We start from the raw sequence: 20,519 nt of genomic DNA, 5'->3' as shown, positions 1-20,519 counted from the left end.
CCTCTCTCGGAGCTTATTAGGGATATCGGCAGATTAGGTCCTTTAAGAGCTCCCCGTCGATGTTGCCTCCAGATAGAACTAGGGCTATCTCTTTTCCACCGATTCTGTCTCCCTGTTCCATGATCGCCGCTACCGTGGTACAGCTTCCCGCCTCTACGATGTATTTCTCCTGCTTAGCCATGAAGCTGACCGCTTTACCGATGGTCTCCTCCGACACCGACAGAAAATCGTCAACGTAATTTATCGCCATCTCGTAGCTGAGGGCCCCTATCCCACCGATCAGGGCGTCACATAGAGATTTTTCGCTGGGATAATCGGAGTAGAATGTATCGTCCTCGTAGGACTTTATCATCGCAGGACATGCCTCGGTCTGAACTCCGACGACCTTTACGTTAGGTTTGATGGCCTTTGCTGCCACCGCTACTCCGGTGATCAAGCCACCGCCCCCTATGGGTACGACGATGGTGTCTATGTTGGGGTTTTGCTTTAGGATTTCGATGGCTATGGTGCCCTGGCCGCCGTATATTTTGGGGTCATCGTAGTAAGCGTCGATGTAGGTCATGCCGTTTTTCTCGATGTACAGGTTTCCCAGATTGTGGGCCTCGTCGTAGTCTCTGCCCAACTTAACGACCTCTCCGCCAAAGTATCCAATACGGTCTATCTTGCTCTGGGGGGTGTTCTCCGGCACTATGACTATAGCTTTTTTAATCCCAAGGAGAGATGCTCCGTAGCTTACGGCACTACCGTGGTTACCTGACGAGACGGTGGCGACTCCTTTTGACCTCTCCTCCTCGCTCAAGGAAAGCATTTTGTTAAGAGCTCCACGAATCTTAAAACTCTTAACCCTCTGGAAGGACTCCAGCTTAAAGAAATATCGACGCCGGTCCGTGCCGAGGTAGAACGATTCTTCCAGTGGGGTCTCTACGACGTAATCCCTGATTCTACGGTGCGCTTCTAATACATCGTTGTAGCAGAACTTTTCGTTGGTCATGTTCTTCCTCCTGTCTTTTTTATCAAAGCTATGCTGACAAATTACCTTTGTCTCCAACTTTACATCCCTCCTTAAAAAGATAAAGCACCGAGATCCACGCCTCCGCTAAGCGGCCCTAACGGCGTAAATCTCGGTGCTTTTTATCGTCTGGCCCCGGGGGGCGAGACAAGCATACATATTCGTCTCGTGAAATTGTAGCATCAAGGGCTGAGTTACACAACTGTAGGCTCTGGTATTCCCCCTGGTATTGGGATTGCTGAACGATATTCCTGCGAGAAGTCTCGCCCTGGACATGAAGGGATTTGGCCGTCCTGACGAGGACAAAAGACGGGATACTGCCGAATTTGCGGAGAGCGAACCCTATATAAAAGGCCCGGGGGACTCTGAAAGACGGCCATCTGACCGAAATGGCCTTCGGCAATAATGCCTTGACAAAATAGTTATCCAGGCGTACTATCTCAGGCGGTATATGTGAGGGAATACTAACTAAAGGGGCTAGGTGAGGACATGGAGGACGGAATTAAAAGTCACAGGGAGATAGCGGAGCTGATGTTCAGCGTACACAACAAGTTCAAACAGCTGGGAAGTCGGCCTAGGGACTTCGGGACAGGAGACCTGCTCTACTCCACCGAGATCCACACGATTATCGCCATAGGCGAGAATCCGACCTCCAACCTCACCGAGCTGGCCGAATCGCTGGGGGTGTCCAAAAGCTCGGTCTCCAAGTTCGTCAAGAAGCTTTTGGACAAGGGGTACATAGTCAAGACCAAGGCCCTGGAAAACCGAAAGGAGGTGCTCTTCGATCTCACCGAAAAGGGATGGATCGCCTACGGAGGTCACGGGATCTTCGCCAAAAAGGTGTTTGGAAAGGTCTACGAGATCCTTGAGAAGGGGGAAGAGGGAGACGCCTTGGTCGTGCGTAGGTTCCTCGAGGTCTTAAACCAAGAGGTGGATAAGGTCCTGTAAGGGGCCTTTTTATCGCCTTAATTGTTCGCCTGTCTAACAAAATGTGGCCTCGGTGCGGACATGGGGCTTAGCGATAGCTGGGATAAGAGGGATAAAGATGAACGACGGAAATAGCGTGATTCAGAGGTATAGGTCCAAAGCCCTGGGCAGTGGGCTGTTGGTGATGTTGAACTCTATATTCGGCATAGTCCCACTCTGTCTCTCCCTGAGGCTGGTGATGGCTCTGCTGGAGGGGTCGGTGTCCGACGTCCGGGAGATATGGACCTTTGGTGGACTTATCTGTGCCAGTCTGGCGTTGAAGGCCATCTTCTACGGCCTGTCGGTCTGGAAGGTCCACGACGTGGCCTACTCCTGCCTTGCCGACGTGAGGCTGAGCGTTCTGGAACGTCTCAAGAGTCTGCCGATAGCCTTCTTTCAGAGGAGAAAGGGCGGCGATCTGGTGAACGTCATCAGCCACGACGTGGAACAGGTCGAGCTGTACCTGGCCCACGGCCTTCCAGAGATGATCAACGCAGTTGCCCTGCCCCTCGCCATAGCGGTGATGATGTTCACCGTGCTGGACTGGCGGCTTGGGCTGGCCCTGATCCTGCCTATCCCCTTCGCCGTGGCGTTGGCCAAGGTTGTGGAGAGATCCAACTCGGAGGTTATGAGACGGTTTCAGGGTAGCATGAAGAGGACCACCGAGGACCTGGTCGAGTACATCTCCACCATGCCGGTGATAAAGGCCTTCGGCAGGGACGAATCCAGGACCGAGAGGATTCTTGAGGACGTCAGGACCAATGCGAGGTGGGTTAAGAGGGCGTCTTTAGGGATGCACGTCCCTATGGGCTTGATCCTTCTGGTGATGGAGTCGGGGGTGGCGGCGGCTATAGTCACAGCCTGTTACCTCCTCATGGAGGGGAGTATAAACGGCTACGAATACCTTCTCACGATCGCCTTGGTCGGGGCTTTTACCGGGTTTTTCCTGAAGCTCCACGTTATCCAATATACGGCCACCGTCTTCAATCGGTCGGTGGAGAGCATAAACTCCGTTCTGGAGGCCCAGGACGAAAGGAGAGACGGTCTGTTGAACGGCGCCGTGGCCGGGGAGGTTCGCTTCGAGGACGTCGATTTTGGCTACGACGACAAGGGCAAGGTGCTTAAAAAGGTGAACCTGTCCTTCGGCGAGAGGACCATGAACGGGGTGATCGGTCCCTCCGGGGCTGGAAAGAGCACCATAGCCAGCCTCCTGATGGGGTTCTGGAGGGGATACGACGGAAAGATCACCATAGGGGGCGTGGACATCGGTCGGATGACCGAGGATAACCTGCTGAGTCTGGTCTCGGTGGTTCAACAGGAGGTGTTTCTGTTCAACCTCTCCGTCGAGGAGAACATCAGGCTGGGCAAGGAGGACGCCACCAGGGAAGAGGTGATCGCTGCGGCTAAAAAGGCTCGCATACACGACGGCATAATGGCCCTGCCAAAGGGCTACGACACGGTGGTCGGAGAGGGTGGAGCCAGTCTCTCCGGGGGAGAGAAACAGAGGATATCCATAGCCCGGATGATCCTCAAAGACACGCCTATTGTCGTATTCGACGAGGCAACCGCCGCCATAGATCCCTATAACGAGCACCTTATCCAGATGGCCATAGACAGCCTGACTAAGGACAAGACGGTCATAGTGATAGCCCATAACCTGAACTCGGTCAAAAACGCCGATCAGATAGTGGTGATGAAAGACGGCATGGTGGAGGCGAAGGGCAAGCACCGTGAGCTGTTGGAGACTAGCCCCCTGTACCGTGAGATGTTCGAGGCCCAGGTCGACGCGGACCGATGGAGACTGAAGGAGGTAACGGCATGTTAGCTGAGTTGATCAGAGGTCTGACGGGGAAGGCCAAGCTGTTTATGTCCCTTGCGATGGTATCCTTCACCGTCGGATCCCTCCTGAACGTCGGGATAACCCTGGTCGCCCTTGACGGCCTCAGGCTCATAAGCTCAGGGGAGACCTTGAACCTGTGGCATTTTGGGTTCAAGCTGGCGGCGCTTTTCGTCGCCAAGGGGATCTCTAACACCGTGGCGGAGGTGGCCCAGCATCAGGCCGGGTTCGACACCGTCGCCACGGTCAGGGAAAGGCTTATACTGACCATGAAGAAAATCTATCTCGGGTTCTACACCGAGGAGAGAATCGGAGAGCTGAACACTGTGATCCAGAAGGACGTAGGCAACCTTCAGCCGGTGGTGGTCCATTTCTGGTCCAAGACCGTCAGCAGTATCCTGGTGGCGGCGTTGGTCGGAGTGGGACTATTTCTCGTCGACTGGAGGATGGGGCTGGCCATGGTTTCCCTGACTCCCGTAGCCCTGCTGGTCATGTTCTCCGGCATAGGATCTAACGGCAGATTGCAGAAGGAGACCCAGGACGACCTGGCGGACATGGTAAGCCTCTTCGTCGAGTACACCAAGGGCATCCCCCTGATTAAGGCCTTCGGGGAGAGCTCGTCCTTCGAGGGGAAGCTCAGGGACAGCATGGTCAAGTTCGGCGAGAGCAGCAAGGCCATATCCAGGTCCGTCGCCGGTTACATGGGAAGGTACTTTTTCCTTCTGGACCTCTGTTACGGTGCTTTAGTGGTCGTCGGGGCCACGTTGGTCTTCTACGGAAAGGCGACGCTGTTCAACTACATCCTGTTCGTCGTCCTGAGCAGGGAGTTTTACAGGCCCTTTGTCGAGCTTGAGAGCTATTGGCTCAACTTCATAAAGGGAAAAGACAGCTACAGCAGGATCTCGAAGGTCCTCAGTGCCCCTACGATAAAGCCCAGCCCGAACAGCAAAAAGCCCAAGGGGATGGACCTAAAGTTCTGCGGCGTGGGCTTTTCCTACGGGAAAGAGGGCTTTGGGCTGAAAGACGTCGATCTCGATATCGGAGGTGACTCTCTCATAGCCCTCGTTGGCCCCTCTGGAGGGGGAAAGACCACTATAGCCAACCTGATCCTGAGGTTTTGGGACGTTCAGAGAGGGCGTATAGTGGTCGGAGGGGTGGACATAAGGGACATCGACTACGACGAATTTCTCTCCAACGTGAGCATAGTAATGCAGAATGTCATACTGTTCGAGGACACTATCTTCGAGAACATAAAAGTCGGCAGAAGAGACGCCTCCAGGGAGGAGGTCGTCGAGGCCGCCAAGAAGGCCATGATACACGACTTCATCTCGGGGCTTCCCAAAGGCTACGATACGCCGGTAGGGGAGAACGGCGTTGGGCTGTCGGGAGGTCAGAGGCAGAGGATCTCCATCGCCAGAGCCCTCCTCAGGGACGCACCTCTAGTTATACTGGACGAGATGACCAGCAGCCTGGATCCCATAAACGAGGTCAAGATACAGAGGGCCATAGACAACCTGACCGCCAGCAAGACGGTGGTCGTCATAGCCCACCACCTGAGGACGATCCAAAACGCCGACAGAATCGTCGTCTTAAACGACGGTCAGGTCGTCGAGTCGGGAAAACATAGGGAGCTTCTGGATAACGGTGGCCTCTACAAAGAGCTCTGGGACGCCCAGGAGGCATCCAGAGAGTGGGAGTGGGCGGTCTAAATCAGCTTGCTCCAGCCGTCCTCCGCCGCCGCCACTATGGCGTTGGAGGCTGGGAAGAAGGTCTGCCACGGCTGGGAGCAGTAGTCGAATGACATGAGATCTTTTGCGGAGAAGCCCGCCTTGATCGCCATGGTCAAGGTGTCTATCCTCTCCGCGACCGCCTCTCCTCCGACCACCTGACCGCCGATGAGCTTGCCGTCCCTTTTAAAGATCAGCTTTACGGTCACCTCGGTGGCTCCTGGCATCATCGGAAACCTGGTCGTGGTCTTCCCTCTGCCGATCACCACGTCCAGGCCCTTCTTTCGACAGGCCTCCTCGGAAAAGCCGACTCCCCCTATCCTCAGAGGATCCACCACCGTAACCGCTCCGTTGACAAAGCCCTGATAGTTCCACTCCAGCCCTACCATGTTCCTTGCCGCTACCTTCGCCATGGGCACGGCGTTGGTGGCCAGCTTCCCTCCGACTATCTCGCCGTCAAGGAAGGAGCTGTACTGGCATACGTCGCCTGCCGCCCACACGTCCGGAATGCCGGTCTCCATTTTGTCGTCGACGATAACTCCCATCGGCCCCATCGGCAGAGCGGTTCCCTTGAACAGCTCGACCTCCGGCCTGACCCCGACGGACATTACGATCAGATCGTCCTCGCCGTACTCGTTTAACGAGATGGCCCCTCCGTCGGTCAGGTGCGCCTTGGAGATCACGTCCCCGGACCTGTCGAAGGACTTCACCCCGACCCCGGTCATGAGATCTATTCCCCTGCCCCTGAGCTCCCTCTCGACGTCAGCCACCATATCCAGATCCATCATGGCCGGCAGGACGTGATGCGCCATCTCAACGATGGAGGTCTCCAGGCCCCTGCGGTTCATGGCCTGTGCCATCTCTATGCCTATATTCCCCGCCCCGACGATCAGGGCCTTACGGGAGTTCGGCGTTATGGCCTCCAGGATCGCCCTGAGATCCTCCTCGGTCTTCACAGGGAAGACGTTTTTAGCCCCTGAGAGACCCTCAAGAGGTGGCATTAACGGCCTGGCCCCTAGGGCTATGAGAAGCTTATCGTAAGGCAGCACCTTGCCTCCTTCGGTGGTGACGGTCTTGCCGTCGAAATCCACCTTTGTGGCCTTCTCCTTCACGAGGTTCGTCCCTGTATCGGTCACTATGTCGTCGGATTTGCATATACGGTCTATGTCCAAAAGACCCTCCACAACGTAGGGAATGGCACAGTAGATGACGCTGGATGGCTCCGGCCTTACCATGGTTACTTCCCAATCAGGTCTGAATCCCCTCAACAACTTGGCAGCGCTGATCCCCGCCGGGCCTCCTCCTAATATGACAACTCTCTCCACTGCGACCACTCTCCTCTTAGGTTATCTTGTCGAGAAATATACCACTAGGGGGTATATTATTCAAGCCCCCTAACGGAAAGAGGTCCCAGTTGATGAAGCTTGAGCTGGGATATAAGATGGTCCTCTTTAGAGGAGGTGATCGGATGATATCCACAGGGAAGGTCTTCAAAAAGTCCATCATATCGGTCTCGAACATACCAGGGGTGGACTTCACGATAAACCCCTACGTTGGCTGTCCCCATAAGTGCGTCTACTGCTACGCCGAGTACATAAAGCAGCACACCGACCACACAGAGGACTGGGGGGACTTCGTGGACGTGAAGGTCTGCCACTCTCGGCTGCCCTACAGGAAGATCCAGGGCAAGACGGTGGTAATGTCGTCCGCCACCGACTGTTACAACCCCTTCGAGGCCAGCATGGAGGCCACCAGGGAGGTACTGGAGGACATGGTGTTCAGCCAGTGCGATTTTAACCTGATGGTCCTCACCAAGGGACACCTGGTGGTTCGGGACATAGACCTGCTGGTCAAGCTGAGGGCAAAGGTGGGGATCTCCATGAATACCTTGGACGATTCCTTCAGGGCCATATCGGAGCCCAGGGCCTCCCCGGTCGCCCAACGGATAGACGCCCTGCAAGCCCTCCGAGAGGCGGGGCTGGACACCTGGATCTTCGTGTCCCCGGTGTTTCCGGCCATAACCGATTTCCGCTCCATCGTCGAGGCCACCTACCCCTGGACCTGTCGTTACGGTTTCGAGAACCTGAAGCTCAAATGGCCCTATAAGAGCAGGGTCCTCCAGATGATATGGGACCACCGCCCCGATCTGATACCCCTCTACAGGAGGATATTTCTGGATGAGGACCGATCCCACTGGAACGGCCTTTCCCGAGAGATTCGATCCTACTGCGGAGGTAGGAAGATCGACTTCGACGTGTATTTTTAAGGCGTGTTTCGGAAAAGCCTCCCTGTCGTGGTATCTTTAGGGGGATGACGAAGGGAGGTTTTCGATTGTTCGGTATTTTTCGTTATAAAAATGGGGCTCTGGCACTGGCACTGGCTTTATGTCTTCTATGGCTTCTTTTCCCGCCTATGGCCCGCTCTCAGCCCCTAGTGGAGCTCACCCAAGAGGAGAGGGACTATCTTGACCAGCTAGGCCCGGTGCTGATGTGCGTTGATCCCGACTGGGAGCCCTACGAAAAGCTCTCCCAGGAGGGGGTTTACTCTGGAATAGCCGCCGATCTTATAGGCTTGATATCCCGAAGTATCGGGGTATCAATAGACGTGGTCCCGACCGCCAGTTGGCCGGACAGCATAGCTAGGGTAAAGTCAGGGGACGCCGATGTCCTGGCTTTTTTGAACCGCACCGACGATAGGGCCAAATGGCTTCTGTTCACCGAGTCCTACTTCACCGATCCTAACGTTTTCATCACCAGAGAGGATCACGACTTCATATCAGACCCCGCCAGGCTGACCAACGAGATGGTGGTGTTGCCCAAGGGAACCGGGGTGGAGGAGGTCATACGCAGGAACTATCCCGATCTCAATATTCTTCTGGTGGACACCGAGGCGGAGGCCTTCTCCATGGTGTCCAGAAAAAAAGCCGACATGACCGTCCGATCCCTGGCTGTGGCGGCCTATACCATAAGGAAAGAGGGTTACTTCAACCTGAAGGTGGCGGGGGAGCTGTCTCTGTACACCAACCACTTCCGAATGGCGGTTGTAAAATCCCAGCCTATGCTACGGGATATACTGGATAAAGGGGTCAGTACCGTAACTCCCAGGGACGTCCAGGAGGCCTTTAATCGCCACGTCTCCATTACTGTCCAGTCGGTGGTGAACTACGGACTTTTGGTCAGGGTCTCACTGGCTTTTTTGACCCTTTTCACCTTGGGGCTTTTCTTTCACCTCAAACTCAGAAGGCTTAACCGTGTCCTAGCGGACCGCCAACGTAAGCTGGAGGCCGTCGGAGCTCATCTCCGACTGGTTATAGACACCGTCCCCCACTATATTTTCGCCAGGGACAGGGACGGTAGGATGCTGCTTTGCAACAGGTCCGCAGCCGACGCCCTTAGGTTGGATCAGGACGACATAATAGGGAAGAAGGTCCTGGACTACCGGGCCTCCGAGGAGGAGGTTGAGTTCTATTTTCAGGCGGACCGGCAGGTCATAGACTCAGGGCTCTATCTGTTCATTCCACAGGAGCGGATCGTAAGAAAGGACGGCTCTATGGGATGGTTCCAGGTCATCAAGATACCTTACGTCAACCCCGACTGGGGTGTTCCTGCGGTCCTAGGCGTCGCGACGGACATAACCGACCTTCTGGAAGCCAAGGCCCAGGCGGAGGCCGCCAGCGAGGCAAAGAGCTCCTTTTTAGCCAACATGAGCCACGAGATACGGACCCCTATGAACGGTGTCATCGGAATGGCGGACCTCCTTCTCACCACGAGCCTGGACGACGAACAGAGACGCTACGCTAGGACGGTGAAAGGCAGTGCCTCCGCCCTATTGACCCTTTTAAACGATGTTCTGGATATATCGAAGATAGAGGCTGGAAGGCTGGAGCTTGAGACGGTGGACTTTAGACTGGGGGAGTTTCTGGACGAGATATGCCCTCTGTTCGAGCTCTCCGCCAAGGCAAAGGGCATTTCCTTCTCCGTCAATCTGGACGAGGACGTTCCAAAGGTGGTTAAGGGAGATCCTACCAGGCTAAGACAGATATTGGCCAACCTCCTCAGCAACGGCATAAAGTTCACCGCCAGGGGATCGGTTTCCCTCTCGGTATCGGTAAAAGAGCGATCGGACCCACCGGTGATCTCCTTTTTGGTCGAAGACAGCGGAATAGGCGTACCACAGGATAAGATGGACCGACTGTTCAAGACCTTCAGCCAGGTGGACAGCGCCACTAACCGCCGTTACGGCGGATCGGGGCTGGGGCTCGCCATATCCAGGGAACTGGTGGAGATGATGGGAGGCTCTATCGACGTGGAGAGCGTCGAAGGCCAGGGAACCGCCTTCACAGTGGATATCCCTATGGCCATAGGAAAAGAGGCCCTCTGTATCTCTCCTTCCGAGTCTATAGGCCTTCCCCCAACGTCAGGGGGACACCCCAGGCTTCTTCTGGTGGAGGACATACCCACCAACGTGGAGGTAGCTAAGGGAATACTGGGCAAAATCGGCGTTAATTGCGACGTGGCCTTCAACGGGCAGGAGGCGTTGGACGCCCTCAAGCTACAGGACTACGACCTGGTGCTTATGGACGTCCAGATGCCGGTGATGGACGGAATAGAGGCCACAAGGGCGATCAGGGCCAGCGAGCCCTCTCACCGCAGGATCCCTATAGTGGCCATGACCGCCCACTCTATGGCGGGAGACAGGGAGAGGTTTTTCCTCGCCGGTATGGACGACCATCTGGCCAAGCCTGTGACCCTGGAGTCCCTGGCGAGGGTGCTGGGGCGGTGGTTCCCCTCCCTTTCGGTCCCTGAGCCCACCGAGACCACGGAGGTTGAGGATACCCTCTCCCCCTGGGACAGCCAGGGGTTCTTCCGCAGGTTGATGGGCGACGTGGATCAGGCTATGGAGATAATGGGTCGGTTTATGGAGGATTTGCCTCGAAAGATACGCTCCATGGGTAGAGCCCACTCGGAGGGCAAATTTGATGAGCTCCGGTCGATGGCCCACGGCCTTAAAGGGGCGGCCTCTTCGGTTGGGGCTGAGCCTCTGAGACAGGCGGCATACTCCCTGGAGAAAGGGGACGTCTCAAGCCTAGGGGGTCTCCTGGAGGAGCTTGTGATTCAGCACGATAAATTGAGGGAGGCGTATGAGAATGAGAAGGATACTTATAGCCGATGACGACATGACCTCCAGGGCGGTCCTGGCGACGGTGCTCAGGAAGATAGGCTACGACCCAGTGGAGGTGGAGGACGGAGACAGCGCCTTTCGCATCATGACCGAGGAGGACAGCCCTTCTATAGCGGTGCTTGACTGGGTTATGCCAGGCATGGACGGCCTGGACGTGGTCAAGGCGGTGAGGGAGGTCAAGGGAGACCTGCCTCCTTACATAATAATGCTTACCTCCCGAGGGGAGAAGTCCGACGTGGTTCTGGGACTGGACGGAGGGGCGAACGATTACGTCTCCAAGCCCTTCGACACAGGGGAGCTCCGGGCCAGAATAGAGGTTGGTCGACGGATGATAGAGATGCACCGGGCCCTGGTCCAGAGCAAAGAAGCCCTGGAGTATCAGGCCTCCCACGACAGTCTCACCGGCCTTCTAAACCGAGGGGCCACAATAAAGAGGCTGGAGGAGGAGTTGGCTCATGGCCATTCCAGATCCGGCGACCTTGTGGTGGCGGTGCTGGACATAGACCATTTCAAGAACGTCAACGATACCTACGGACACCAGACCGGAGACGACGTCCTGATGGAGCTGTCGAGACAGATGGATCGCTCCTGCTGTGGACGAGGGGTCGTGGGGCGGATGGGAGGGGAGGAATTTCTGGCCATACTCCGCTTCCCCCACCCCGACGAGGCCAGGCCCTTTCTGGATCAGCTCCGCAACTCAATAGGGTCCTCCCCGATGGACACCAGATCAGGCCCTGTGTCCATCTCCGTCAGCGTAGGGGCCTGTGTGGCTGTGGAGGGTCAGGGCCTGGACCGACTCCTTGGCCTGGCCGACTCGGCGCTCTACAGGGCGAAGGATCTGGGCCGAAACCGGGTCGAGTGGAGCTAGTTTTATTCGTGTCTCAGCGCCTCTATCGGGCTCAGAGCGGCGGCCTTGGAGGCTGGGTAGTAGCCGAAAAACACCCCTGTGGCCGCCGACACCCCTACCGCCAGGGCCACAGCGACCATAGGGACGGAGGTGTTCCAGCCGGTAAAGGCGGTTATGGCGGCGGCTCCTCCAAGCCCCAGTGCGACTCCTGTGAAGCCGCCTATCAGCGACAGTATGAGCGCCTCGGTCATAAACTGTATCCTGATGTCCGTGGCGGTGGCTCCGACGGCCATCCTTATGCCGATCTCCCTTGTCCTCTCGGTCACCGACACCAGCATTATGTTCATTATGCCGATTCCCCCGACCAGCAGGGACACCGACGCCACAGCGGTGAGCAACATGGTCATCACCGCTGTGGCTGACTTAGTGGCCTCCACCATCTGGGTGACGTTCCTTATCCTGAAGTCGTCGTCCTCGTCGCCCATCATGGACTCGCCCTTTTCGTCCAATACCCCTATTACAGTGAAGGGGATCTTCCCTATCCTCACCGACTGTCCCAGGGGATCCTGGTCCTGAAACAGCTCTTTCGCCACCGTGACCCCTAGGAGGCAGACCTTAGCGGAGTTTCGCTCCTCACTTCCGGTAAACTCCCGACCGGATGTTATGGACCAGTCCTTCAGCGTCAGGAAGGATACGGTGGTCCCGGTGATCCTGGTGGACCAGTTGGCGTTGCCCCTTATGATCTGGGCGTTCATGTTGACCGTGGGGGCGACTGCCATCACAGCGGAACACTCCGCCTTTATCGCCTCTCCGTCCTTGACCGTCAAGGTGGCGACGGTGGTGGTCCTGGCCCCCGACGAGGGCATATAGTTGGGTCTGATAAAGAGCATGTTGCTGCCAAGGGCGGACATCTTCCCTGCGATCTCCTCCCTTGCCCCGGTGCCGACGGCGAACATCACTATGACCGCTGTGACCCCTATGACTATGCCTAGAACCGTCAGTGCCGACCTCATCCTGTTGGCAGCTAGGGCCCGGAGGGATATCTTTGTCGTCTGGATCGGCGATATCATGGTTCCAGCCTCCTGTCCTCGACGATTGAGCCGTCCCGGAAGGTTATTATCCTTTTAGAGAAGAGGGCCATCTCGGGCTCGTGGGTTATGAGTATGACAGTTATCCCCTGCTCTCCGTTGAGCTCCTGAAACAACTCCATTTTCTCGGTGCTGTTGGCTGTATCCAGGTTTCCTGTAGGCTCGTCAGCCAGTATTATAGGGGCCCTGTTCACCAGTGCTCTAGCTATGGCTACCCTCTGCTGCTGGCCTCCGGACATCTGGTGGGGCCTGTGGTCTTGCCTGTCCCCTAATCCCACCCGTTTCAGTGCCTCGGAAGCCCTCTTTTTCCTCTCTCCTGAAGGGACCCCCGAGTAGATCATTGGAAGCTCCACGTTCTCCAGTGCTGTGGTCCTGGGAAGTAGGTTAAATCCCTGAAAGACGAATCCCAGCGAATCCCGCCTCACCCGGGCCAGTTCGTCAGGTTTCATCCTCGCCACGTCCTTACCGTCCAGGTGATAGGAGCCCGAGGTGGGCACGTCCAGACACCCCAGCATGTTCATCATGGTGGATTTTCCCGATCCCGATGGTCCCATAATGGAGACGAAGTCCCCTTTCTCCACGGAGAAGCTCACCCCCTGGAGTGCGTTCACCTCCTGATCTCCCAGGACGTACCTTTTATGCAGGTTATCTACGACCACCAGGTGTTGGGCCAAAGGGACTACCTCCTCTCGAGGAGGAGCCACCGTTGGATATTACCTCCACGACAACCTCGACTCCCTCCTGTAGGTCGCCGATAACCTCTATCCATCCATCCTGGGCCATGCCGATTTTGACCTTCATCGGCACAGGGCTGTCTCCTGAGAGGGTATATACCGTTCCTCCGTTGGAGGCTCTTTTGCCGCTCTTCCCGTTGCCTCCCTGCCCTGGCATGGTGATCCTCAATGCCGACGACGGAGCCATCAACACGTCGTTGACCCTGGCTTGGGCCACGTCTATGAGGGGCTTCTCCCCGACGTCGTACATTCCCTGAACTATCTCCAGGTGTCGCCTGTCCTGCTCTGTAAGCTCCCTGGCTATGGACAGATCCTCATGAGAATTGAGCAAGGTGCAGTAGGATTGGGCCACCTAATAGCGGATGTCCTGTAGCACCGAGGCCCGGTCCTCAACGGACGATAGCCTATCCTCCTTGCTGCCTCTAACAGCGAGCCCGGTGACCCCTGAGTCGAATATCCGCTGGCTTAGGCCCAGAGATCCGCTGTGGGATCCGTCTCTGCTTTCCTGAACGGTGTACCTGTCTTTGAGGGATAAAGTCGTCCTCCAGGGGGAGGCCGCTTTGGATAGCCTTGCGTCGGACAGGTCTATCTGTCGGTCCGCCGCGACTAGGTCGGGGTGGAGCGACGCCATGTCCATACAGTCCTCCAGTGTCAGGACCTCCTCCCCCCAAGCGGTGGCGGCGATCACCAACGATAGGGCGAACACCGTCCCCCTAAACCTCCAACCCATCCTATCAACCCCTTTCAAGTTATGGCATATATGATACACGGTATTGAGAGGGTGAGAGTATAAAGAAGTTTTAGCGAGTTGCCTTGAGGATGGGATGTATTTTTTGATCGGTTGACTAAAATAGGTCGATCGTGTGAACTACCCCCACTTATAGAAGTGGGGGCTTCCTGGTCAATATCTCTAACGAGACAAGTTTCCCCAGGCTCGAAAGGTCGTCCCGACCTCGTGAGTACCAAAGCTACACTGCCGTGCTAATTTCGGTGGGCAGCGCTAGTTTCAGTAGGTTTTGTGCCGTATTTACGTCCCTGTCGTGGCGAACGCCGCAACTTGGACACACCCAGAGCACAGTTGGGAGCTGGCATAATTTGCCCCAGCTATTATCGGATCTCTGCCGTACCACAGGGATTTATACTCCAGCATCGATCTGAACCGCGCTCCATGAAACCTCCGATATGGCTTTAGCGAGACAATGGTTTTTCAACATGTTTTTGACCCTAAGGTCCTCGATCACTATGGCTTGGTTTTCGCGAATGATCTCGGTGCTGACCTTGTGCAAAAAATCACGTCTCTGGGCCGCTATCTTACCGTGCAGCTTGGCGACCTTTAGCCTTGCCTTCTGTCTGTTGCTGCTACCTTTAGCCTTACGAGACAGATCCTTCTGTAGTTTTACCAGTCGTCTTTCAGACCTTTTGAGCCATCTGGGGTTCTCATAGGTTTCGCCGTTAGAGCATATGGCAAAGTTTTTTATCTCCACGTCCACCCCTACCTTGTGGGTCTACGATCCAGAAGAAGGGGTGGTACGATCCAGATCGGTGTCCCTGGGCAAGTTGCAGGGAGACGACCGGTTTACGGTAATAGAAGGATTGAAACCAGGTGAGCATTTGGTTGTGGCCGGTGCGGACTTCCTCACCGACGGTATGTCGGTAACTCCCCTAAAACGATGAATCCTGCCGGTTTTTCTCTCAGAAAAAGGACCTTCATGGCTGTCATGACGGTCCTCATCGTAATTGCAGGGGCTATCTCCTACGGCGTTGCCTAACGGCCCAGGGGTGGAGTATAAGATTGGCGTCCGTTTCAGAGGCCCTGACGAGACGATCCTTAAGGGCCTGGCCGGTCAGGCTATGGACGTTATTAGGCAGAACCCTATGGTGAGAGATCTGCGCACCGACTGGCGGCAACAGGTACACGTGTTGCGGCCCCAGTTCTCCGAGAGCCGTGCCCGCCAGGTTGGTGTCAGCCGTCACGACCTGCTCCAGGCCCTTCAGTGGACCTATGGGGGAACCAGGGTAGGCATATTCAGGGAGGACGACGAACTGATACCAATAATCTCGAGGCCTCCTGCGGATGAGCGTAAGTCTGTGGGATCCCTCGAGGATATACAGGTCTGGAGCGGAGCTTACGGGAGCTTCGTCCCCCTCTCGAACGTGGTGGATGGTTCCAGGCTCGTGTGGGAGGACCCCCTCATAAACAGACACGATCGTCAAAGGGCCATCTCGGTCGAATGCAACCCCATCTCCGGGACCGCCGAGACGCTCAGGCAGGAATTGACCCAGGCCATAGGCTCTATCCAGGTCCCTCTGGGCTACTCCATGACGTGGACCGGGGAGTACCAGGATTCGGCCGAGGCCCAGGAACCGCTACAGAAGACCTTTCCTCTGTGTCTTATCGCTATGTTTTTGACCGTTGTATTGCTGTTTAACTCCATAAGAAAGCCGATAATAGTGTTTCTATCCGTCCCTCTCTCTTTGATAGGGGTATCGGGCGGGATGGTCCTGTCGGGGATACCCTTCGGGTTTATGTCCATTTTAGGTTTTCTTGGTCTGTCGGGTATGTTGATCAAAAACGCCATAGTCCTCATAGACGAGCTGGAGATACAGATAAAAGACGGCAAGGACCGATATCTGGCCATACTGGACTCGTCGGTGGTTCGACTGAGGCCGGTGGTTATGGCGGCCGGGACCACCGTGCTGGGAATGGCCCCGTTGCTGTTCGATCCCATGTACTCGGGTATGTCTGTCACAATAATGGGAGGTCTTTTCGTCGGAACCTTCCTGACTATGATAATGGTTCCGGTGTTCTACTGTTCTACGCCGTGTTCTACAGGATTTTCCCTTTGCCTAAATCTGAACTATAATCGGCGGGACAAAGGGGTGGTGACGTTGTTGTGGAAGATATTTTTGGCGTTTTTTAAGACTGGACTGTTAGGTTTCGGCGGTGGGGCGGCCATAGCTCCTGCGATGCACAAGGAGGCGGTGGAGAAATATCGATGGGTCAAGAGCGTTACATTTAGCGATATTCTGGCCCTCTCCAACACACTTCCTGGTCCGGCGGCGCCTCAGATGGCCGCCGTCATAGGCTACAGGGCTGGGGGAATCTGGGGCGCTGTTATGGCGGTCTTTGCCCTCGTTGGACCTGTGGCCGTCCTGGTGGTGGCGTTGATATGGTGGATATTCTCCACCGTAGGGGACAGCGCCGACAAGCTGTTGATACTCCAGAGGTCCACGGTGGCGGTATTCCCTCTGGTGTCCGCCATGTTGTGCCTTCTGATGGCCAAGTTCTTCAAACAGAGCCGATCGGCTCTGGGAACCGACAGAACGATTTTTTTCTCCGTCCTCTGTCTGATACTGCTCTCCGTAGGTGTTGACAACGGTTTCGTAATACTTGCGATGATCTCCCTGGCTATAACCGCCTCCGCTCCCTGGCCTAGGTTCGTTAGGGAGGCGATGGTCGTTCCGGTGGCTATTTTCCTTCTCATACACAGCGACCTGCCGGTCAACCTCGACGTGACAATCCCATGGTGGCTTAGTTGGGGATTGGTCCTTTTTATGGTGATTATGGGAGCCCGAGGACTTTGGATAACCCCCGCCCTTCCGTCGGAGGATGTCCTCTCCTCGGGGGACTCAGGGCCTGGGGTGGTAATGAAGGATGTCGGCAAGATGTGGCTGATCGTGCTGATCCTCCTGGCTCCCCTGTTTATCCTTTCGCCTTTCCTCCTTTCGGTGGCCTACCTTGGCCTGCTCGGGGGGATGATCTTCACCGGGCTCATGACATTCGGAGGAGGCCCGGTGTTCATTCCCCTTGCCATCGACCTGCTGGCCGGTCCTTCTTCCCAGGTGTTTCTCTACTCGAAGGAAAGGCTTATGCAGTATATCGCCATAGTCAACGCACTGCCCTCCCCGATAATCACCAAGCTTTCCGCCATCTCCGGTTGGGATATGGTCCAAAGCCTGGCGGGGACAGGGCTTGGGGTTAACGGCATCAAGCCTATCGGAGTGTCTATGTCCCCTTTGGGAGTAGGGATCTGGGCTGGCGTCGGTGGGGCTATACTGGTGCTTGCCATGGTGTTGCCCGCTATGTCCAACGCCCTGGTGGCCTTTTCCTGCTTCGACAGGATAAAGCGGTCTCCTGGAATGAAATCCATGACCAAGTTTATAATGCCGATCCTTATGTCCATATTTCTCTCGGTGTTCATATCCTTCATCACCACGGCGATTGAGACGATAGGCTCTTTCCCAGGCAGCTCAACGCTATGGGCGGTCTCTCAGGTGGTGGGGCTCTTCGCCCTGTTCCTCTTGCTGGAGGCAAAAAAACTTGTTCCCGATATGTTGTTGATAGTCGGTGCGGTGGTCTACGGACTCACGATCCTTTAGCCCCTTTGTATGTCCGACTTTTTAGGTTAAACTCCTAGTAGAGGTGTTTGTATATGCCTGACAGAAGAAGACGAAGGAGGTTGACTTTATGATTAAAGGAATAGATCCTCATCGTTATCGTTATCCATCGAGAAGGTCCTTGGTTTACGGTTCTAGGGGAATGGTGGCGACGTCCCATCCCCAGGCGGCTCAGGCCGGTCTGGACGTGCTTAAAAAGGGCGGCAACGCCGTGGACGCAGCGGTGGCCACCGCCGCCGCTCTCACGGTGGTGGAGCCCACCAGCAATGGCCTCGGGAGCGACTGTTTCGCCATAGTCTGGAAGGACGGCAGGATGTACGGAATGAACGGAAGCGGTCCGTCCCCTAAGCTTCTGACCAATGATCTGCTCAAACGGAGTGGGCTAGACCGTCTGCCTCAGATGGGATGGTTTCCGGTCTGTGTTCCCGGGGCAGTCGGAGCCTGGGCCGCACTGGCAAGGAGGTTGGGACGCCTTGGCCTCTCTGAGTCCTTGGCCCCTGCCGTAGATCTGGCTAGATCGGGGGTCGCAGTTCCTCCTGTGGTGGCCCATAACTGGGATCTCGCGTCGGTGAAGTACGACAAGCAGGCGGATAACCCCGAATTGGCATCGTGGTTCGACACCTTTTTGCCCGATGGTCGTTCTCCAAAACCGGGGCAAATCGTTAAGCTCCATAATCACGCTAGGACCCTTGAAGCCATCGCCAACTCGGATGGAGAGTCTTTCTACAGAGGGGAGATCGCCGATAGGATAGCCGGTTTTTCCAAAAAGACCGGTGGGCTGTTGGATCTTCCCGACCTGGGAGATTACAGGCCCAAATGGGTTGAGCCTATCTCGGTCAACTACAGGGACACTACTGTGTGGGAGCTGCCCCCTAACGGTCAGGGGCTGGTCGCACTTCTGGCCCTTGGGATACTGGACGGTATGGAGGCAGGGGAGTGGGACGATCCTCTCGCCGTCCATCGCAGGATCGAGGCGATAAAGCTGGCCTTCGCCGATGGACAGAGGTATATATGCGACCCCGACAGAGGGGATATTCCCGTGGAGGAGCTCCTTTCCCCGGACTATCTGACATCCCGTAGGGATCTGATAGGGGATAGAGCCATACGTCCCGAGGCAGGGGATCCTCACAGCGGGGGGACGGTTTACGTGGCGGTCGCCGACGGCAACGGGACGATGGTGTCCCTCATTCAGAGCAACTACACAGGGTTCGGTTCAGGAGTCGTAGTTCCCGGAACCGGCATAGCCCTCAATAACCGAGGACTGGGTTTCTCCATGGAGCCGGGCCATCCCAACGAGCTGGCCCCAGGAAAGAGGCCATATCACACCATAATCCCCGGATTCCTCAGCAGAGGTGACGAGCCTATAGGTCCCTTTGGGGTCATGGGGGCCTATATGCAGCCTCAGGGACATCTACAGGTTCTGACCGGGATGCTTGACCATGGTATGAACCCCCAGGAGGCACTGGACGCCCCCAGGTGGCAGTGGACCGGAGGGCTTGACGTTACCGTGGAGCCGTCGTTTCCGTCGGATCTGGCCCAGGCCCTGGAGAGGTTGGCCCATAGGGTATCGATATCGCTGAACTCAGACTCTTTTGGAAGGGGACAGATGGTTTTCAGGACCTCCGATGGCAGCCTGGTCGGAGCCACCGAACCCAGGGCCGACGGCACCGTCGCGACGTGGTGACCCCTTGACCGGAAAGTAAAGTTGACATATCCTTGTCTAAACAAATAAAAGTAAGGGGTGTTCGCGGTGGATAAGTTCAAACGTAGTTTGTTCGGCGCGCTTTTAGCGGTCATGGTGCTGGTCGGCTCCGCCTTTGCCGGTGAGCCGGTCAAGGTTAAGGTCCTGGTTATGGCGATGTTCGAGATCGGGGAGAACACCGGGGACTTCGCCGGTGAGTTTCAGCACTGGTACGAGGGGTATCTCATGGAGAATCAGCCCTACGACGTGCTAGGTGCTCCCTACCCTCTGTTTGTGGCGGATTCCGGCGTGGCCGGCATCGTGACCGGCATGGGAAAGGCCCAGGCCGCTGCTACCCTCACAGCCATACTTAAAGATCCCCGTTTCGACTTCAGCGACGCCTATTTTATAACCTCCGGCTGTGCCGGTGCGTCGCCGGAGAGAAGCACCCTGGGCTCTGTGGTCTGGTGCGATGCCGTGGTGGACTACGAGCTGGGACACAGCTGGAAACAGTCCGACGGTGTATCCGGTGAGCCGACCTTTATGGTGATGGACGACTTCAGGGACGCCGGCTACATACCCCTAAACAGGGCCATGGCCCAGAAGGCCTACGATCTTACGAAGTCGGTGGAGCTATCCGACGACGATAAAGCCGTCGCATACAGGGCCCTCTATCCCCAGAAGGCGGCAAATGCCGCCCCATCGGTGCAGATGGGGGTCTCCGTGACCAGCGATGCCTACTGGCACGGTCAGGGTTCATCCGAGACCGCCGACTATATCTGCTCCCAGTACGACGCTGGAACCTACATGGTCACACAGATGGAGGACAACGCCTTCGCCGCGGTCCTCCGGAACTTCGGTTATCTGAACAGATACTTGGTCGTTAGGGACGTGGTCAACTTCGACGGGCCCCACCCTGACCAGACCGTCAAGGAGAGCCTCGCCGCCTCCTCCGGTGGGTTTTCCATAGGAATGACAAACGGTTTTAAGGTTGGTTCGGTTGTGGTGGACCACATACTGGCCAATCCCGGAGAGTGGAGCGAGCTTTAGT

At 56.2% G+C, this 20,519-nt stretch carries 17 protein-coding genes and 1 pseudogene; 10 read left to right on the top strand and 8 right to left on the bottom strand.

Annotation, left to right across the window (positions count from 1 at the left end):
* Positions 1-16: 16 nt before the first annotated feature.
* On the bottom strand, positions 17-991 hold the full coding sequence (locus B9Y55_RS02440) for a threonine ammonia-lyase (protein WP_085543814.1): 975 nt from the start codon (positions 989-991) through the stop codon (positions 17-19).
* Positions 992-1,498: 507 nt separating this feature from the next.
* Between B9Y55_RS02440 and B9Y55_RS02435 the strand changes: the two genes are divergently transcribed.
* From B9Y55_RS02435 to B9Y55_RS02425, 3 genes are all read left to right on the top strand, one after another.
* Complete coding sequence (locus B9Y55_RS02435) at positions 1,499-1,957, top strand: MarR family transcriptional regulator (protein ID WP_085543766.1); 459 nt, start codon at positions 1,499-1,501, stop codon at positions 1,955-1,957.
* A gap of 97 nt (positions 1,958-2,054) precedes the next feature.
* Complete coding sequence (locus tag B9Y55_RS02430) at positions 2,055-3,800, top strand: ABC transporter ATP-binding protein (protein ID WP_085543765.1); 1,746 nt, start codon at positions 2,055-2,057, stop codon at positions 3,798-3,800.
* Entirely contained in the window at positions 3,794-5,521 is a 1,728-nt protein-coding gene (locus tag B9Y55_RS02425; RefSeq protein WP_085543764.1) for an ABC transporter ATP-binding protein, read from the top strand. Before B9Y55_RS02430 ends, B9Y55_RS02425 begins: the two co-directional genes overlap by 7 nt.
* Here B9Y55_RS02425 and B9Y55_RS02420 read toward each other — a convergent pair.
* Complete coding sequence (locus tag B9Y55_RS02420) at positions 5,518-6,864, bottom strand: NAD(P)/FAD-dependent oxidoreductase (RefSeq protein WP_085543763.1); 1,347 nt, start codon at positions 6,862-6,864, stop codon at positions 5,518-5,520. The genes B9Y55_RS02425 and B9Y55_RS02420 overlap by 4 nt on opposite strands.
* A 92-nt stretch (positions 6,865-6,956) precedes the next feature.
* Here B9Y55_RS02420 and B9Y55_RS02415 point away from each other — a divergent pair, with 92 nt between their 5' ends.
* From B9Y55_RS02415 to B9Y55_RS02405, 3 genes are all read left to right on the top strand, one after another.
* Positions 6,957-7,805: a radical SAM protein gene (locus B9Y55_RS02415; RefSeq protein ID WP_234986102.1), complete on the top strand. Its 849-nt coding sequence runs from the start codon at positions 6,957-6,959 to the stop codon at positions 7,803-7,805.
* A gap of 65 nt (positions 7,806-7,870) precedes the next feature.
* Positions 7,871-10,711 carry an ATP-binding protein gene (locus tag B9Y55_RS02410; RefSeq protein WP_159448204.1) on the top strand — a complete coding sequence of 947 codons (2,841 nt, stop codon included), beginning with the start codon at positions 7,871-7,873 and terminating at the stop codon, positions 10,709-10,711.
* Entirely contained in the window at positions 10,686-11,588 is a 903-nt protein-coding gene (locus B9Y55_RS02405; protein WP_159448203.1) for a GGDEF domain-containing response regulator, read from the top strand. Before B9Y55_RS02410 ends, B9Y55_RS02405 begins: the two co-directional genes overlap by 26 nt.
* 2 nt (positions 11,589-11,590) lie before the next feature.
* Here B9Y55_RS02405 and B9Y55_RS02400 read toward each other — a convergent pair whose 3' ends face one another.
* The 6 genes and pseudogenes from B9Y55_RS02400 to B9Y55_RS02380 form a co-directional block, all read right to left on the bottom strand.
* A complete protein-coding gene (locus B9Y55_RS02400) occupies positions 11,591-12,637 on the bottom strand; it encodes an ABC transporter permease (protein WP_085543760.1) in 1,047 nt (348 codons plus the stop codon).
* Complete coding sequence (locus B9Y55_RS02395) at positions 12,634-13,329, bottom strand: ABC transporter ATP-binding protein (RefSeq protein WP_085543759.1); 696 nt, start codon at positions 13,327-13,329, stop codon at positions 12,634-12,636. The genes B9Y55_RS02400 and B9Y55_RS02395 overlap by 4 nt, the downstream gene beginning before the upstream one ends.
* Entirely contained in the window at positions 13,301-13,741 is a 441-nt protein-coding gene (locus B9Y55_RS02390; RefSeq protein ID WP_143340782.1) for a hypothetical protein, read from the bottom strand. Before B9Y55_RS02390 ends, B9Y55_RS02395 begins: the two co-directional genes overlap by 29 nt.
* Positions 13,742-14,119, bottom strand: coding sequence for a TolC family protein (locus B9Y55_RS02385; protein ID WP_085543757.1), 378 nt, complete (start codon positions 14,117-14,119; stop codon positions 13,742-13,744).
* A 238-nt stretch (positions 14,120-14,357) separates the two neighbouring features.
* Positions 14,358-14,539 (bottom strand): annotated as a pseudogene (locus B9Y55_RS13695) (zinc ribbon domain-containing protein).
* Positions 14,526-14,873 carry an RNA-guided endonuclease TnpB family protein gene (locus B9Y55_RS02380; RefSeq protein ID WP_159448201.1) on the bottom strand — a complete coding sequence of 116 codons (348 nt, stop codon included), beginning with the start codon at positions 14,871-14,873 and terminating at the stop codon, positions 14,526-14,528. Before B9Y55_RS02380 ends, B9Y55_RS13695 begins: the two are co-directional and overlap by 14 nt.
* Here B9Y55_RS02380 and B9Y55_RS12975 point away from each other — a divergent pair.
* The 4 genes from B9Y55_RS12975 to B9Y55_RS02365 all read left to right on the top strand — a co-directional run bounded on the left by B9Y55_RS12975 (position 14,851) and on the right by B9Y55_RS02365 (position 20,518).
* Positions 14,851-15,063 (top strand): permuted SH3 domain-containing protein, encoded by a 213-nt coding sequence (locus B9Y55_RS12975; protein ID WP_143340780.1) that lies wholly within the window; start codon positions 14,851-14,853, stop codon positions 15,061-15,063. The genes B9Y55_RS02380 and B9Y55_RS12975 overlap by 23 nt on opposite strands.
* Before the next feature lie 105 nt (positions 15,064-15,168).
* Positions 15,169-17,769: an efflux RND transporter permease subunit gene (locus B9Y55_RS02375; RefSeq protein WP_159448200.1), complete on the top strand. Its 2,601-nt coding sequence runs from the start codon at positions 15,169-15,171 to the stop codon at positions 17,767-17,769.
* An 88-nt stretch (positions 17,770-17,857) separates the two neighbouring features.
* Positions 17,858-19,471 (top strand): gamma-glutamyltransferase family protein, encoded by a 1,614-nt coding sequence (locus tag B9Y55_RS02370; protein WP_234986101.1) that lies wholly within the window; start codon positions 17,858-17,860, stop codon positions 19,469-19,471.
* Positions 19,472-19,537: 66 nt separating this feature from the next.
* Positions 19,538-20,518 carry a purine-nucleoside phosphorylase gene (locus tag B9Y55_RS02365; RefSeq protein WP_200806609.1) on the top strand — a complete coding sequence of 327 codons (981 nt, stop codon included), beginning with the start codon at positions 19,538-19,540 and terminating at the stop codon, positions 20,516-20,518.
* Position 20,519 lies beyond the last annotated feature (1 nt).

This window comes from Dethiosulfovibrio salsuginis, assembly GCF_900177735.1.
Classification (GTDB): domain Bacteria; phylum Synergistota; class Synergistia; order Synergistales; family Dethiosulfovibrionaceae; genus Dethiosulfovibrio; species Dethiosulfovibrio salsuginis.
Note: the sequence above shows the minus strand (reverse complement) of the source record. Positions and strands in the feature narration are given on the sequence as shown.